We start from the raw sequence: 14886 nt of genomic DNA on the forward strand, positions 1-14886 counted from the left end.
GGGTGTAGTCGCCAAGCTGAAAGAAGGGCGCTATCATGCTGATAAGCGTTCATTAAGATCATTAATTATACGTATGTAGACGTCCAGATCGCGGGCTACAGAAAAGGTGACTTTGGCTGGCTTGCAGACTATAAGGGGCGGCCAGCAGGTGTGATCAATGGTTACACAAGTATATGTATGGAGATCCCTGGAAAGAGCAGAGGTTTGCTTGGGATTGATTGGGGAAAAGAGGCGGTGATTATCCGTCTCTTTTTTTGTTTTCATGGGCTTACACTTAGTGACACAAGTTTACACTTCCAGCGTTTTCAGCGAGAAAAGAAATAATCAGTAAAATAAAAAGTAACAAATACAAAGTTCTACCATCTGTGCAGCAGAAGAAATTTCAACATGGAATAGAAGTTGGTAGAACATAACTACAGCTAGGAGGACAACCCTGTGAAAAATAAAATAGACAGAAAGTAGCTGAAAAAATGATCGAAGTCCTTGGGGTGCTACGGACAACCAGCCTCCAACCCAAAGCAAGGGGTGTAGCTCATTTTGCGGATGATTTGCATGAAGTGGCGCTCCTATATCCACTCTGTTTATTTTAGTTGAATTTTTTAAAAGAAGTTTAATGAGAAATATTGTTTAAGCCGATATTCATTTTGTGAAAAATATTATGATTTGGAGGTATTTCATGAAGAGAGTTATGAAAAAGTTTTCTGTTTTAAGTGCAATCACCTTGCTGCTCACGGCTAATTTTTTATCGGCTGGTGCAAATGCGTGCGAAGAGCCTCATGGAAAGTATCAAGTAAGCACGAATCAAAACAATTCATTTTTTGTAAAGCCTGATGGGACACTTTGGGCAACAGGTTATAATACACAATGGGGCCATCTCGGAGATGGTACTGCAGATACCAAAAAGCAGACAACGCCTGTTCAAATTCTTGATGACGTAAAATTTGTTGCAGCAGGTAACTCCATTCACTCATTAGCTGTTAAGAATGACGGAACAGTTTGGGGATGGGGAAACAATGCAAGCGGACAATTAGGGAGTGCTAGAGAGATTAAAGCGGTGCTGTCACCAACCCAGGTTCCAAATTTAACAAATGTGAAAACGGTTGAGGCTGGAGGCTATTTTTCCGTCGCTTTAAAAAATGATGGTACTGTATGGACGTTAGGGGAGAATGCTGGTGGGGTACTTGGGGTACCAGATACTGAAGTTCCAAAGACGTATTCACCTATTCAAGTAGAGACACTAACGGATATTTCTGCTATTTCATCAGGAAAGTATCATTCAATGGCTTTGAAAAGTGACGGAACAGTTTGGACCTGGGGTAGGAATACTACTGGACAAATTGGTGTGAGTAAGGACGTACAAATGACAGGAGTACCTTTGCAGGTTGAAGGACTATCAAATGTAGTTGCCGTATCGGCCGGACATGAATTTTCGCTTGCCCTAAAAGAAGACGGAACTGTATGGGGCTGGGGTAAGAATTCAGATTTGTTTGGAGCGTCTGTAGTGGGTAATTCGTATGCACCTGTTCAAATCGAGGGCTTAGAGAATGTCACTTACATCGAAGCTGGACAGACTCACAGCTTTGCTAAAAAAAGCGATGGAACCGTATGGGGCTGGGGGGAAAATGGAGTAGGTCAGTTAGGGAATGGACAGAAGACTTCCACGGCAGTCCCTATCGAAATTGAGAATTTATTTAATTTTGAATCCCTGTCGGCTGGATCGAATGTATCTCTTGGAGTAAAATCTGATGGAACTGTATGGAGCTGGGGTTATAATGATCATGGAGAATTAGGCATTGGACATACAAATTATAAGACTTCTCCTGTACAAGTGACTCTCAAATTATCGGCTGGTGCAAGTGCGTGCGAAGAGCCTCATGGAAAGTATCAAGTTAGCACTAATCAAAACAATTCATTTTTTGTGAAGCCTGATGGGACACTTTGGGCAACAGGTTATAATACACTGTGGGGCCATCTCGGAGATGGTACTGCAGATACCAAAAAGCAGACAACGCCTGTTCAAATTCTTGATGACGTAAAATTTGTTGCAGCAGGTAACTCCATGCACTCATTAGCTGTTAAAAATGACGGAACGGTTTGGGGATGGGGAAACAATGCAAGCGGACAATTAGGGAGTGCTAGAGAGATTAAAGCGGTGCTGTCACCAACCCAGGTTCCAAATTTAACAAATGTGAAAACGGTTGAGGCTGGAGGCTATTTTTCCGTCGCTTTAAAAAATGATGGTACTGTATGGACGTTAGGGGAGAATGCTGGTGGGGTACTTGGGGTACCAGATACTGAAGTTCCAAAGACGTATTCACCTATTCAAGTAGAGACACTAACGGATATTTCTGCTATTTCATCAGGAAAGTATCATTCAATGGCTTTGAAAAGTGACGGAACAGTTTGGACCTGGGGTAGGAATACTACTGGACAAATTGGTGTGAGTAAGGACGTACAAATGACAGGAGTACCTTTGCAGGTTGAAGGACTATCAAATGTAGTTGCCGTATCGGCCGGACATGAATTTTCGCTTGCCCTAAAAGAAGACGGAACTGTATGGGGCTGGGGTAAGAATTCAGATTTGTTTGGAGCGTCTGTAGTGGGTAATTCGTATGCACCTGTTCAAATCGAGGGCTTAGAGAATGTCACTTACATCGAAGCTGGACAGACTCACAGCTTTGCTAAAAAAAGTGATGGAACCGTATGGGCTTGGGGGGCAAATGGAGTTGGTCAGTTAGGAAATGGAATGAAGACTTCAACAGCAGTTCCAATCGAAATTGAGAATTTATTTAATTTTGAATCCCTGTCGGCAGGGTCGAATGTATCTCTTGGGGTAAAATCTGATGGAACTGTATGGAGCTGGGGTTATAATGATCATGGAGAATTAGGCATAGGACATACAAATTATAAGACTTCTCCTGTACAAGTGACTCTCAAATAAGGTATAAAAACTCACGATAAAATGATACAGGCTCTCTTTCGGAGAAATCCGGGGAGGATCAGGATTATGTTCGTCGACTTTATTCTTTCAGCATAAACAGCGTCTTAAAAAGTGCGAGGCACCTGCCTGTTTTACAGGAGGTGCCTCGTCTTGTTATTTGGTATATCCCATCACTTCAAAGGATTGAATCTTGCTGAATGCCACATAGTCTTTGCGTGAAGTAAATGGCCCCTTGTTAAAGTCCTTATCGAACATATATGTTTCTTTGCCACGTCCGTCTGCACGGCCATTATACCAGTTGATGAAGTCTTGTACTTCGGATGCAGTTAAATCAAATTCTTTCTCAAGTCCACTGATCATTTTAATAACAAGAAGTGCGTTGTCCCCAGTTGGTTCTGGATCTGGATCAGTACCCGGATCAGTACCTGGATCAGTACCTGGATCAGTACCTGGATCAGTACCTGGATCGGTGCCAGAATTGTTCTTTTCAAACATCGCCAGTTCAGCAATCATGCTTGCGTTACCTTGGGCAAATACAGATGCCGTAACGTTGAGGCGGTACTTAATATAGGAGTTATCGTTACTAAATGAGAATTCTTGCTTTTGTGATGGGATAGTATGCCAATTTACTATTTTTACTTGCTTATCGAGTTCAACCCATTGTGTACCATCCCAGCCATCAAAAGTCCAATTTGCTGGTGCAGTATTAATATTCCAATAAGTAATGGAATATTTTTCGATTTTTTTAGGAGTTGGAAACTCATATTCTAGTGCTCCAGGAAGTACAGTAGCATACCAACCTGTATTGGGATTACCGTCAAACGCTTTCCATGGATAATAACTACCATTAAGTTTGGAGGTAGAAGAAGCATGACCAGAAGGTGTAGTTTCCCCAGTCATAGCTGGAATTACGTTTTCTGTATACTCATTATCTGCCGCTTGCACGAAACTGGTACCAGAAAAAATAATGCCTAACATTAAAACCAGTGCTAAAACATTTCGAGTACCTTTCCATTTTCTCTTTACAAAATTCATAAAAACCTCCTTGAACTGTTAAATATGGATAATTCCACATAGAAATATATTACAGTTCGTTAAATTGAGCAAAACAGTAAAAGGAATAAATTCAAATCAAAGGAACAATCAGTTGAAAAGTTCAATTTATGTTCAAAAAATAGCAAACCCGTCCCTGTTTTATGGAGACGGGTTTGCTTGGGATTGATCATACAAGAAGAGTGGATTCACGTTCATGCCTAAACAGCCATATCATGATCAAAGGCATTTGCATAGTATGCACCACGTGCATTTATTAGCCTTTATTGGTGTTTGGAGTGAAGCATTTCGATCAGGGAATGGCTGCCTGTATTCCTGTAAGAAAGGGTGAATCCAATTTGGCCTGCCCATTTTTTCAGCCATCAGTGGAATATAATACGGGAGGAACATCTCCTTCCAGCATTACTTCTGCCGATTTTAACAGAGACGGTCGCATAGACTTGGCCGTAGTGGATATTGGGTCCAACGATGTTTCTATTCTTGTCAACAATGGGTCCGGCGTGTTTTCCGTATCGCAAACGATACCCTTCAATACTTTGTTTCCTGGGTCTTTATTAGGGCAAATTGCAGCAGCAGATTTTAATGGAGATGGCTTCATTGATTTGGCTGTAACGGATCAAACTCCCAATGACCGAGTTTTTATCCTTTTGAATAACGGGGACGGCACCTTTGCTGCACCTGTAGCTTATAGTACAGGTGTGTTTCCTGCTGTTTCGCAATCTTTTGCTATTGCTACAGGTGACTTTGATGGTGTAAACGGTGTGGACTTAGCTATAGCAAATGTAGGCCAAATTACAGGAACTAGTTTCATTACTGTCTTGTTGAATAATGGATCAGGTGTATTTAGCATGGCGCCAGGGAGTCCATTTGACACTAATCCTGGTTTGGCCCCTTTTGATATTGTAGCGGCTGACTTTAATGGAGATGGGAGACTTGATCTGGCCACTGCCAATCGAGACACGAATGATGTAACTATATTTAGAGGAAATGGGAACGGTACGTTCCAAACTCCTGGAGTGAGTTTCTCTGTACTTCCAGGGGGATCATCCCCCATTAGCCTTGTAGCTGCTGACTTAAATGGTGATGGGGCTATTGATATTGCTGTCGGGAATATTGCTACGAGTAATGTAACCGTCTTTCTAAACGATGGATTCGGTTCTTTTACAGAAGCAGCAGGAAGTCCCTTTACCTTGGGCACTGATGCATTTCCATTTGATATAACAGCGGCTGACTTTAATTGTGATGGAGTCATTGATTTGGCTACCCCAAATGCAGGTTCTGATAATGTTTCTATTCTCATAAACAACGGAACGGGCGGGTTCTCGACTCCCTTTCAGTTCCCTACAGGAGCAGGTCCTTTCAGTATTACAGCGGCTGATTTTAATGGAGACGGAAGAATTGACATTGCTACTGCAAACGAGGATTCGAGCAATGTTTCTGTTTTGCTCAATGGATGCGTGCAGCCACCAACCTGCCCACCTGACATGGTAGTACCCTGCCCTATTGTAAACTATTCAACACCTGTATCTCTTTGCCCTGGAGTTACCGTTACCTGTTTTCCGTCTTCAGGATCCCTTTTTCCAGTGGGAGATACTGTTGTCACCTGTACGGCACAAGATATATTTGGGAATACGGAAGTATGTTCATTTACCATCACGGTTATTGACGAACCTCCAACCATCACTTGTCCTGAGGACATCACAGTCCTTGTTTTACCCGGGCAAACGTCCGCTACTGTTACGTATGAAGTCACTGCCACTGATACTTGTGGTGTAACCTCTATTACCTGTCATGGGATCACACAGTCCTTTTCCCCTCCTGCACCAATTGCAGTTGCAACTTTTACCATGGACTTTCCTGTAGGAATGACGATGCTCACCTGCACAACCAGGGATCAGTCAGGAAATATGGCCTCCTGCAGCTTTGTGGTTACCGTTACTTCTGGAGTCTCCAACAGTATTCAGCCAGAAGTCATTCGAGTAAAAAAAGTGTATGATTGGGTAGTCTTTCAATCTAATTTTAGTCTCATACTGGATTTAAATAACAGTCAGGATGATCAAGGTAAACAAAAATGATGGAAGTATATAGGGAAATATTTACTGCTTCATTTCTTTAATCGGTATGGAACCGTAGCAATTTTTACATCTTGGCGGGCGAATAAATACGCGCGGATTAATAAACTCGTCTGGTTATGAAGTAAGTTATGCCACCAGTGCTTGGTAATAAACTGGGGAATCATGACAGTAACATGATCCGTCTCTGCCTTTTTCCACTCAACCGTGTCAATAAACTTAAACAAAGGTCTTATGATACTGCGATAATGTGAACGCAGGACAATCAAACGTACTCCGGGATTCCAGAGCTCCCATTTTTCCTCCATTTTTTTCATGTCTTCATCATTGAACCCGACGTAGACAGCGACAATGTCGTCCGACAAGGATTGCGCATAACTAATGGTGCTTTTCACCACCTGAGAAATCCCAGCCACAGGAATAACGATGACACTCCCTTTTGGTTCGGGTTTGTCTGTTTCCATATCAAGTCGTAACTCATTTGCCAAATCTCTATAATGCTGATTTATCTTCCTAAAGATAAAAATGACGATAGGAAGGAACACAAAAATCGGCCATACCTGCGAGAGTTTTGTAATGAAAAAGATCAGGCAAATGGTGAGGGTTGTTAGCATTCCTAAAGTATTAATAACAAAAGGTGCTAGCCACCCTCGGGGCTTTTTGGAAATCCAGCGTTTCATCATTCCTGCTTGTGACAAGGTAAACGGTATAAAAACACCAAGCGCATACAAAGGGATTAAGTTTTCCGTTTCTCCTTTAAACGCAATCACTAATAGTGCTGAAAGAATAGCCAAGAAAATAATCCCGTTTGAAAACCCAAGACGATCTCCTCGAACCATGAACATATTAGGCATAAATCTGTCCTTGGCTAACATAAAGGCGAGTAAAGGAAAGGCTGCAAAAGCAGTATTAGCGGCCAGAAATAAAATAAGTGCTGTAACAGCTTGGATCGAGTAATACATGATTCCTCGTCCAAAAACAGCAGAAGCGATTTGAGATACTACTGTTTCCTTTGGATTCGGTGAAATACCATACAAATAAGCCAACAGGCTAATGCCCATGAACATAACACCCAGGATAAGTCCCATCATGATAAGCGTTAATGCTGCATTTTTCGGTGCTGGGTCCCTGAAGTTGGGAATTGCATTGGATACGGCTTCTACCCCTGTTAACGCGGAACACCCTGAACTAAATGCTCTCAGTAGAAGGAATAAAGTTATTCCTGGAACAACTGCCCCATATTGTGGGGGATGAGCTTGCACATTTCCAACCATCCATTGATATCCGCCGCCAATAATTAAGACGAGAATAGCGACAACAAACAAATAAACAGGATACATTAAAATCGTTGCCGATTCTGTGATTCCACGTAAATTTAATACCGTTACGATGGCAATCATGAACAGAGCAATAAGAACGCGATGATCATGTAGCACTGGAAATGCCGAAGTAATAGCGTCTGTAGAAGCAGACGTACTAACAGCAACCGTTAAAATGTAGTCCACAAGCAAAGATCCACCTGCAACCAGTCCAGTAGTGGTTCCTAAATTGTCCTTTGCGACAATGTAGGCTCCACCACCAGTTGAATAAGCAAAGATGGTTTGTCGGTAAGACAAAATGAGGATGGTTAAAAGACCAACAACCGCAATGGAGATGGGGATAGAGTACCACATCGCTACTGCACCCAAAGTAATTAACACGAGAAGAATCTGTTCTGTTCCGTAAGCGACAGAAGATAGAGCATCAGATGAAAGAACCGCCAAAGCCTTTACTTTATTTAACTTTTCTCCGGCAAGTTCACTTGATTTCATAGGTCTACCGAGTAAAAATCGCTTGAATTCTGATATCATGTGTATTCCCCTATCTGACATTTCCCGTTAGTTTTCCCACTGCCACAATAATATTACGCAACTGCATGATCAATGACTTGGCGCGTGCGGAGATGATGGTACTTTTGAGTAAAAAGAAAACGGGTTCTTGTCCTTTAGCTTCATGCTTTTGGACAAAACCCGTAGAAATCATGTAGTTAGATTCACCTGAAATTACTTTTGTATCCGTAACATCATCCGTTTACAGAATACGTTGAAACAATCGAAAATCGGATGGACTGCGGCCCGATATTCGGCAAAGTCTCAAATAACTGTACGCGTATTTATAAAAATGGCCATGCCTGCTTTCAACTAATGCTTGTTCCCAGTAGGAAGGTTCTAATGGATTCAACTCGCCTTCCATAACCATCGAATCGGATTCAACAACTCGATTTTCCTCAAGTGTATTAGCATAAGCCAAGAGGTTGATTCTTGTGTAAAAGGACGGATCGAGATTGTCATGTACATAATGGCGATAAGCTTGTTTCATTTCTACAATAGCATGACCATGCGTAAGGATATGCCCCAACTGCATATCGCCTTTCTCCATTTGCAGCGGTCTCTGAAAGTTATGGAGTAAATCAAGCAAAGTCTCTGGAGTCAGCTGTAATCTTACACCTGTATTTGGTACGCCGTCAGGATCAATGACGATATTCTCTCCATTCACAGTAACAAAACCAGGACCTGATGCTGCGAAACTACTAACCATTTTCCCCATGGCATCAAACAATTCGGCAGTTGCTGGAATATGGGAACGAGAGAGCATACTCAGCAAATAGAACGTGTAAATCGCGTCATGACCAAGCGCATGGCATGTATGGCTCTTTTGGACGAGCAGTTTCATCATTTGAGCAGGAAAATCTTCGTATTCTGTGTTTGCCCGATACTGCTGTTCGTTTGCATGTTCTTCCACAACTTTATCAAGATTTTTACGAATCAAATCTTCCAACTTGGCAGGTACAAGTTTTTCTTCTAAGAGTTCAGTCAAGGCAATAACCGCACACGCCCAATGTCCTTCCCACATATTGCTATGTGACGATTCGATCATTTTTTGGCAAGCCCATTTCCTATAGAATTTGATATCCAAATCAATCACCTCTCAATCTGATAGAGCTTATTCTTTAAAAGAAGGAACCTGAATACATGATGATAGAATAATACAAATACCATAATGTCAAAACTAAAAATTGACATGACACCAACTAGATGAGAGGTGTTTCTTGATGACAACAAGTAAAACGAATCCTAAGGTTGATGAATTTTTAAGCAAGGCGAAAAAGTGGAAAGCAGAATACGAGAAGTTGAGAAGTATTGTTCTTGACTGTGAGCTGACCGAAGATTTTAAGTGGATGCATCCTTGTTACACGTTTGAGAACAAAAACATCGTTTTAATACATGGATTTAAAGAATATTGTGCGCTACTGTTTCAAAAAGGTGCCTTGTTAAAGGATCCAAATGGGATTCTCATCCAACAAACGGAGAATGTTCAGGCGGCCCGCCAGATCCGGTTCAACAATGTGGAAGAAATCATGGAAATGGAATCTATTTTGAAGGCCTATATTCAGGAAGCCATTGAAGTTGAAAAATCCGGTGTGGAAGTGAGCTTTAAAAAGCATGAAGAATACATCATTCCTGAAGAATTTCAAAATAAGTTGAATGAAATCCCTGCCTTGAAAACTGCTTTTGAAGCATTGACTCCAGGACGGCAAAGAGCCTACCTTCTTCATTTTTCAGCACCTAAACAAGCCAAAACGCGAGAGTCAAGGGTTGAAAAATGTATGCAACAAATTCTCGATGGAAAGGGATTAAATGATTAGTATATTTGATGAGAAAATGGTGAAGAAGAGGCGGGAGAACCGCCTCTTTTTTGTTTTTGTATTTCGTTTCATTCGCGATATCACGAATAGTATACTTTTTCTACTTTATATAATGTCTGCTCAATGGTTGGGCAGAGATCGGCATCTACTTTGTAAAATTTCACTCGGAAGTACAGACTTTTCAAAAAGTTCTTTATATTATTTTTTTGTTTAAAGGCAGGAAGAAATTCGGAACTCTTCTCCATATCACCAAAACTTTGAATCCATTGCTCTACATAAACCTGGCTAAGTATTTTTCTATTCAAAATACGAATGATGGATTTTACCATGCGCTCATCTTCCCCATCGGAGTAAATGCGATCGGTGATGGTCATCTTTTCGTAAACCAAATCGAGGATGGTGATGAGGTCATTTTTATCCAGTTCGGGACATTGAGCTAATTCGTCTAATGCATCTGCTGCATGGGCTATGGCATGAGCCCAGCCTTTTTCTTCATCATATCCTCGATAATCACGCTCTTCTCGTACGTTATAAAAAACTTTCTCTTTGATCGCATGGATGTTCTCGCGGGAGAGAAAGGGGGATTCTCTGTGTCTCATAAGAAGGAGCGGTATGACTAGCATGGAGAAAGAGCGGGTAAAGACAGAATCTGTATTTGTTTCACCAAGTCTAAAGAGCAAATGGTTTTGATCTAGAATGATTGGTATCAGTTGTTCCAGTTCGTTTGCAGTTAGAGAATTGTCAGGAATCCAATGTGATAAGGTTGTATAAATGAGGTCATCTCGTAGTTCGGCATCCAAAGAACCAATGTGACTCATCATTTCTTGTATGAATTGGAATGTATCGGGTGGGGCTTGGTAGCCGTTATCTTTAATAAATATCAGCTTTTCTTTTACATTCATTTTACACGCTCCTACTCGAAGTTTTCCGAACTTACTTTGCGGTAAGTGACAGTTTAAGTTTCGACATAAATAGGTTATGAACCTCCCTGTACAATTGCCAGACAAGAGACCCTAAGACATTTGAAAAAAATTTAGAAGAGGACCGAACCTTTTTCCGAAAGAGAGACAATATAGTGTGTAAGCTTACTCAGGAGGGCCCTCTGAATGGAAAATGAAGAGATGTATCAATTACTTATAAAAATGAAAGAGGGTGATGAACAAGCATTTCATACGATGTATGATGCCACCTTTCAGGACGTATACCGGACCGTCTCCTTTCTAGTGGATCATAAGCAAGATCGGGAAGATGTCATGAATGAAATCTATATGCAAATGTGGACATCACTTGCTAATTACGATACGAACCGTCCTTTCCAGTTTTGGCTGCATGGCCTGGTAATCCGTCAAGTGCAGAGATTTCGGGTCAAGAGCTGGAGGAGATTCCGCATTTTTGAACGCATCCGTTCCTACTCCCAGGAAGAGTCTTATTGGGATGAACATACTGCGTTGATGGATGGGAGGAATCAACTGATATCCCAGTCCATACGAAAACTGACCGACAAACAACGGACAGTGATTATCTTCCGCTTTTATCACGACTATACTCTTGAGGAAATTGCGACGTTGCTCGATATTCCGTTGGGTACAGTCAAGTCCAGATATCATGCTGGCCTCCAGGCGCTTCGAAAAGACTTCGGGAATCTCCCTCTGGAAAGGATGGAAAAGATCAATGACTATTGAACGCAAAATCTATGAACATCTGCACGAAGAGGCAGAAAAGATGGAGTGCCCGCCGGCCATTTCCAAACGTATAGAACAATCCTATTCACACTATTTGCAACGAAAAAGGAGCGAAATAACGATGAAAAAACGTTTAATTGGTGGATTAGTTGCTGCTGCGATTTTGATTCCAACCGCAGCATTTGCGGCCCCTGTTGTGATTGACATGCTTACTCGAGCACCAATGACTTCTGAACAAGTTAAGTTGGATGAGGTTGGAAAAGCAACACTTGAGAAGCTGTATGCTGCAATTCCCGAAACAAAATCGTTTGAGATTATCGATGCTAGCTACCTTGGGGACCCCAATGATTCAACCAAAAAGGTCCAACTAAGCATCGTCCTGCAGGAAAAAGGAGGAACAGGCAAAAAGATTACCCTTCATACAAACGGTATTACGGATGTGATTCAAGACCTGACTCAAGAGAATTGGGAGCCTAAGGAGAAACCACTCATTACTTTGCCCGATCAGGAAATCAAGGGGAAGGTAGATCAGCTCATTGATAAAGTGTATGGCAACATCAACGAGTACGAGGTTGCCATGGAGCAAATGGAGAATCCAGATCAAAAAACATTTATCTTGAATTACATCAAGAAGGGATCAGAGGGAGAGGGTTACCAAGTATTTGTTCAAGGGAATAGAATTAGTCTTTCTCCGGTAGCTCCTGTACCGTCAAGCAATAAAGTAGAAGGTTTTTTCTCTAGAGATGGTAAGCCTGATTATACTGCTGATTTCTTTTTAAATGATGAAAAACTGTTTTCTTTACTGAAAATTACCCCGGAAGAATTAAAACAAGAAATAGCAAAAGGGAAATCTGTTGTAGAGATTGCAGCATCGAAAAATATCTCGAAACAACAAGTCATTGATGTGATTGCAAAAACACAGGCAGAAGTACAGCTTCAAGATGGAAAAAATAAAGTAACAATCAGCGATGATTTACTGAAACAAATGATGAAAGCAGTTGAACCAAAAGTCATACACGTAATTGAACACAAAACGGAAACAGAATGGTAGTAATAGAGAAGAGGCGGGAGAACCGTCTCTTTTTTTGTTTCAATAGGAATATTTGGTAAAGTAATCATAGAACAAATAGAGTGATGAAAAGAGGATGAACGGTGAATAAACAGGCGAACAAAGAGACAAAAGAGGCATTAAAAGTATTACAAAACCAATCAGTCATCCAATCAGCAGAATACTGGGTACAAAACGCTCATGAAGGTGGAGTTGTCCGTGGAGACTTGGTAGCATTGCTCATTCAAAACATGGCGAAAAAATTGACTGGAACAGTTCCCAAACCCGAGACGCCAGAAAAGCCGAAGCCTGAACCAACTCCAGAACCTACCAAACCCACCAAGCAACCGAAGCCGTGGAGTGAAATCGAGAAGCTGGCAAAGGCTGCTTCGGTTCACATAGACATTGGATTCGGCGGTACGGGTGTATTATTGAAAGGCGGCCTATTGCTGACGGCAAAACACGTATCCAAAGGTAGAGTCTCTTTCAGAGTGAAAACGTACGCGCGGGATTGGTTAGATGCGACTCTGGTTGCGGAGCACCCGGGAATAGGAAAAGATGCTGTTGATCTGGCGCTGTATAAAATTGGGCGACCGTCTGCAAAATTACCGTTCCTGCCTTTGAGCGCCGATTCACTTGTGAGTGGTCAAAAGCTACTGACTGTCGAAGCGGAGTATGCGGACTGGATTGTAAGGACTGGTGAGTTGTGTCAGTTAAGCACCAAGATGCAACCGTGGGAATTTGACTGCTCTGTTCCTGTGGAGAATGGCAACAGCGGCGGAGCTGCCGTCAATGAATATGGAGACGTGATCGGTATTTTCGTCAACGTAACGTCTGTAGGTATCCAACGAGGAAGTATCCGGGAAAGCGTTCCTGGTGGAGAAGCAATCAATTTGCAGCACCAAGCTGTTTCAGAATGGCTTGCAAAATGGTTATAAAAAGGTAGAATGAGGCACCTTCCTGTTATAAGAAGGTGCCTCATTTTGTGATTGGTGACGGCCTATTGCGTGATTCCGAGCATTTGCTTCATATCTTCTTGGGCATCACCAATCAACTGAATATGGAACAAGTCTTGCAATACTTCCAGAACACCGGGCTGAATGAACTCAGGCAATTTTGGACCGATCCGTATATCTTGTATACCCAGGCTAAACAGGCCGAGCAGGATGGCAACCGCTTTTTGTTCAAACCAGGAAAGAACGATACTTACCGGCAGCTCGTTCACTTCACACTCGAAGGCATCGGCTAATGCAGCCGCAATTGTAATGGTAGAAACCGAGTTATTGCACTGTCCCAAATCGATATACCTTGGGATGTTGGTACCTGGCACGATGCCGAAATCTACATCGTTAAAACGGAATTTTCCGCAGGAGGTAGTAAGAATGACTGCTTCTGGCGGTAAGGACGTAGCTAATTCACGGTAATACTCGCCTCCCTTGCCAGGAGCGTCACAACCAGCGATGACGAAGAAGCGTTTGATCTGTCCTTCCTTGACTGCCTGAATGATTTCAGGGGCGATGCCGAGGACCGTTTTGTGATGATATCCGGTCGTCAATGTCAGTTCCGATTCGATAGAAACCTCAGGAAGAGACAATGCTTTTTCAATGAGCGGCGCAAAATCGTTCTCTACAATTTTTGCCACATTTTCCAAACCGGTTATATCATACGAAAAGAAACGATCCGCGTAGCTGCCTCGAATAGGCATTACACAGTTTGTTGTAGCGAGTATGGCGCCGGGAAATTTCTCGAACAATTGACGCTGATCGTACCATGCTTTCCCGATGTTTCCTTTCAAATGAGGATATTTCTTCAGCGCGGGGTAGCCATGTGCAGGAAGCATTTCGGAATGCGTATACACATTGATTCCTTTGCCTTCTGTCTGTTTTAGCAGCTCTTCGAGAGCAAACAGATTGTGCCCCGTAACAACGATGCATTTTCCTTCGATTTTATTTTGCGAGACTGTGATTGGCTGCGGGACTCCGAAATGATCCGTATGAGCCCGATCCAAAAGCTCCATGACTTTTATGGCGGCTTTGCCTACTTTCATGGCCATTTGCAAATGTTCGTCTAAGTTAAAATTCACATTCGTCAATGTAAAATAGAGAGCTTCCTGTGTAATCCCATCCACTTCAGGATCGATATAGCCCAGTTGTCGAGCATGTGTGGCATAAGCTGCAATTCCTTTTAAAGCAAAAATAATTGTATCCTGAATACTCGCAAGATCTTCATTCTTTCCGCAAACGCCTATGACCTTACAACCACCTGATGGAGTCTGTTCACATTGATAACAAAACATGTATAATCCACTCCTTCGATTCAAGATTTCGCTTTGATTATAAGCGGATTGCCCGGAAGGAGCTGTGATTAAAATCACAACGAAACCAAACTTTGCCTCTTATCATAGT

Annotated in this window: 12 protein-coding genes; 6 read left to right on the plus strand and 6 right to left on the minus strand. The window is 42.0% G+C overall.

The window, feature by feature from the left end; all coding sequences use genetic code 11:
• Positions 1–676 precede the first annotated feature (676 nt).
• On the plus strand, positions 677–2941 hold the full coding sequence (locus HP399_RS06870; protein ID WP_228088467.1) for an RCC1 domain-containing protein: 2265 nt from the start codon (positions 677–679) through the stop codon (positions 2939–2941).
• 153 nt (positions 2942–3094) lie between these two features.
• Here the strand turns inward: HP399_RS06870 and HP399_RS06875 are convergent, their stop codons facing one another.
• Complete coding sequence (locus HP399_RS06875; RefSeq protein ID WP_228088468.1) at positions 3095–3976, minus strand: discoidin domain-containing protein; 882 nt, start codon at positions 3974–3976, stop codon at positions 3095–3097.
• 296 nt (positions 3977–4272) lie between these two features.
• Between HP399_RS06875 and HP399_RS06880 the strand changes: the two genes are divergently transcribed.
• Positions 4273–6069, plus strand: coding sequence for an FG-GAP-like repeat-containing protein (locus HP399_RS06880; RefSeq protein ID WP_228088469.1), 1797 nt, complete (start codon positions 4273–4275; stop codon positions 6067–6069).
• A 29-nt stretch (positions 6070–6098) separates the two neighbouring features.
• Here HP399_RS06880 and HP399_RS06885 read toward each other — a convergent pair whose 3' ends face one another.
• Genes HP399_RS06885 through HP399_RS06895 form a run of 3 tightly spaced genes read right to left on the minus strand, consistent with a single transcriptional unit; the run spans position 6099 to position 9021 of the window.
• Entirely contained in the window at positions 6099–7916 is a 1818-nt protein-coding gene (locus tag HP399_RS06885; RefSeq protein ID WP_173616465.1) for an APC family permease, read from the minus strand.
• A gap of 10 nt (positions 7917–7926) precedes the next feature.
• Positions 7927–8088: a hypothetical protein gene (locus HP399_RS06890; protein WP_173616464.1), complete on the minus strand. Its 162-nt coding sequence runs from the start codon at positions 8086–8088 to the stop codon at positions 7927–7929.
• Positions 8089–8136: 48 nt separating this feature from the next.
• Entirely contained in the window at positions 8137–9021 is an 885-nt protein-coding gene (locus HP399_RS06895; protein WP_173616463.1) for a hypothetical protein, read from the minus strand.
• Between the two features lie 136 nt (positions 9022–9157).
• Here HP399_RS06895 and HP399_RS06900 point away from each other — a divergent pair, with 136 nt between their 5' ends.
• Positions 9158–9751, plus strand: a complete 594-nt coding sequence (locus HP399_RS06900; protein ID WP_173616462.1) for a YdeI/OmpD-associated family protein — start codon at positions 9158–9160, stop codon at positions 9749–9751.
• 80 nt (positions 9752–9831) lie between these two features.
• Here HP399_RS06900 and HP399_RS06905 read toward each other — a convergent pair whose 3' ends face one another.
• The gene (locus HP399_RS06905; RefSeq protein WP_173616461.1) at positions 9832–10653 is read right to left on the minus strand and encodes a DUF2785 domain-containing protein; all 822 of its coding nucleotides are present in this window, start codon (positions 10651–10653) and stop codon (positions 9832–9834) included.
• A 204-nt stretch (positions 10654–10857) separates the two neighbouring features.
• On the opposite strand from HP399_RS06905, the gene HP399_RS06910 reads away from it, so the two are divergent.
• The 3 genes from HP399_RS06910 to HP399_RS06920 all read left to right on the plus strand — a co-directional run bounded on the left by HP399_RS06910 (position 10858) and on the right by HP399_RS06920 (position 13419).
• Positions 10858–11433, plus strand: a complete 576-nt coding sequence (locus HP399_RS06910) for a sigma-70 family RNA polymerase sigma factor (RefSeq protein WP_173616460.1) — start codon at positions 10858–10860, stop codon at positions 11431–11433.
• Complete coding sequence (locus tag HP399_RS06915) at positions 11423–12484, plus strand: hypothetical protein (RefSeq protein ID WP_173616459.1); 1062 nt, start codon at positions 11423–11425, stop codon at positions 12482–12484. The genes HP399_RS06910 and HP399_RS06915 overlap by 11 nt, the downstream gene beginning before the upstream one ends.
• 101 nt (positions 12485–12585) lie before the next feature.
• The gene (locus tag HP399_RS06920) at positions 12586–13419 is read left to right on the plus strand and encodes a S1 family peptidase (RefSeq protein WP_173616458.1); all 834 of its coding nucleotides are present in this window, start codon (positions 12586–12588) and stop codon (positions 13417–13419) included.
• A gap of 62 nt (positions 13420–13481) precedes the next feature.
• Here the strand turns inward: HP399_RS06920 and hcp are convergent, their stop codons facing one another.
• Entirely contained in the window at positions 13482–14777 is a 1296-nt protein-coding gene (hcp, locus tag HP399_RS06925) for a hydroxylamine reductase (RefSeq protein ID WP_173616457.1), read from the minus strand.
• Positions 14778–14886 lie beyond the last annotated feature (109 nt).

Source organism: Brevibacillus sp. DP1.3A (assembly GCF_013284245.2).
Classification (GTDB): Bacteria; Bacillota; Bacilli; order Brevibacillales; family Brevibacillaceae; genus Brevibacillus.

Excerpts from the sequence above, each read along its gene's own strand:
- HP399_RS06915 (WP_173616459.1), top strand. The coding sequence starts at position 11,423 with ATGACTATTGAACGCAAAATCTATGAACATCTGCACGAAGAGGCAGAA.
- HP399_RS06885 (WP_173616465.1), bottom strand. The coding sequence starts at position 7,916 with ATGATATCAGAATTCAAGCGATTTTTACTCGGTAGACCTATGAAATCA.
- HP399_RS06905 (WP_173616461.1), bottom strand. The coding sequence starts at position 10,653 with ATGAATGTAAAAGAAAAGCTGATATTTATTAAAGATAACGGCTACCAA.
- HP399_RS06875 (WP_228088468.1), bottom strand. The coding sequence starts at position 3,976 with ATGAATTTTGTAAAGAGAAAATGGAAAGGTACTCGAAATGTTTTAGCA.
- hcp (WP_173616457.1), bottom strand. The coding sequence starts at position 14,777 with ATGTTTTGTTATCAATGTGAACAGACTCCATCAGGTGGTTGTAAGGTC.
- HP399_RS06900 (WP_173616462.1), top strand. The coding sequence starts at position 9,158 with ATGACAACAAGTAAAACGAATCCTAAGGTTGATGAATTTTTAAGCAAG.
- HP399_RS06910 (WP_173616460.1), top strand. The coding sequence starts at position 10,858 with ATGGAAAATGAAGAGATGTATCAATTACTTATAAAAATGAAAGAGGGT.
- HP399_RS06890 (WP_173616464.1), bottom strand. The coding sequence starts at position 8,088 with ATGATTTCTACGGGTTTTGTCCAAAAGCATGAAGCTAAAGGACAAGAA.
- HP399_RS06870 (WP_228088467.1), top strand. The coding sequence starts at position 677 with ATGAAGAGAGTTATGAAAAAGTTTTCTGTTTTAAGTGCAATCACCTTG.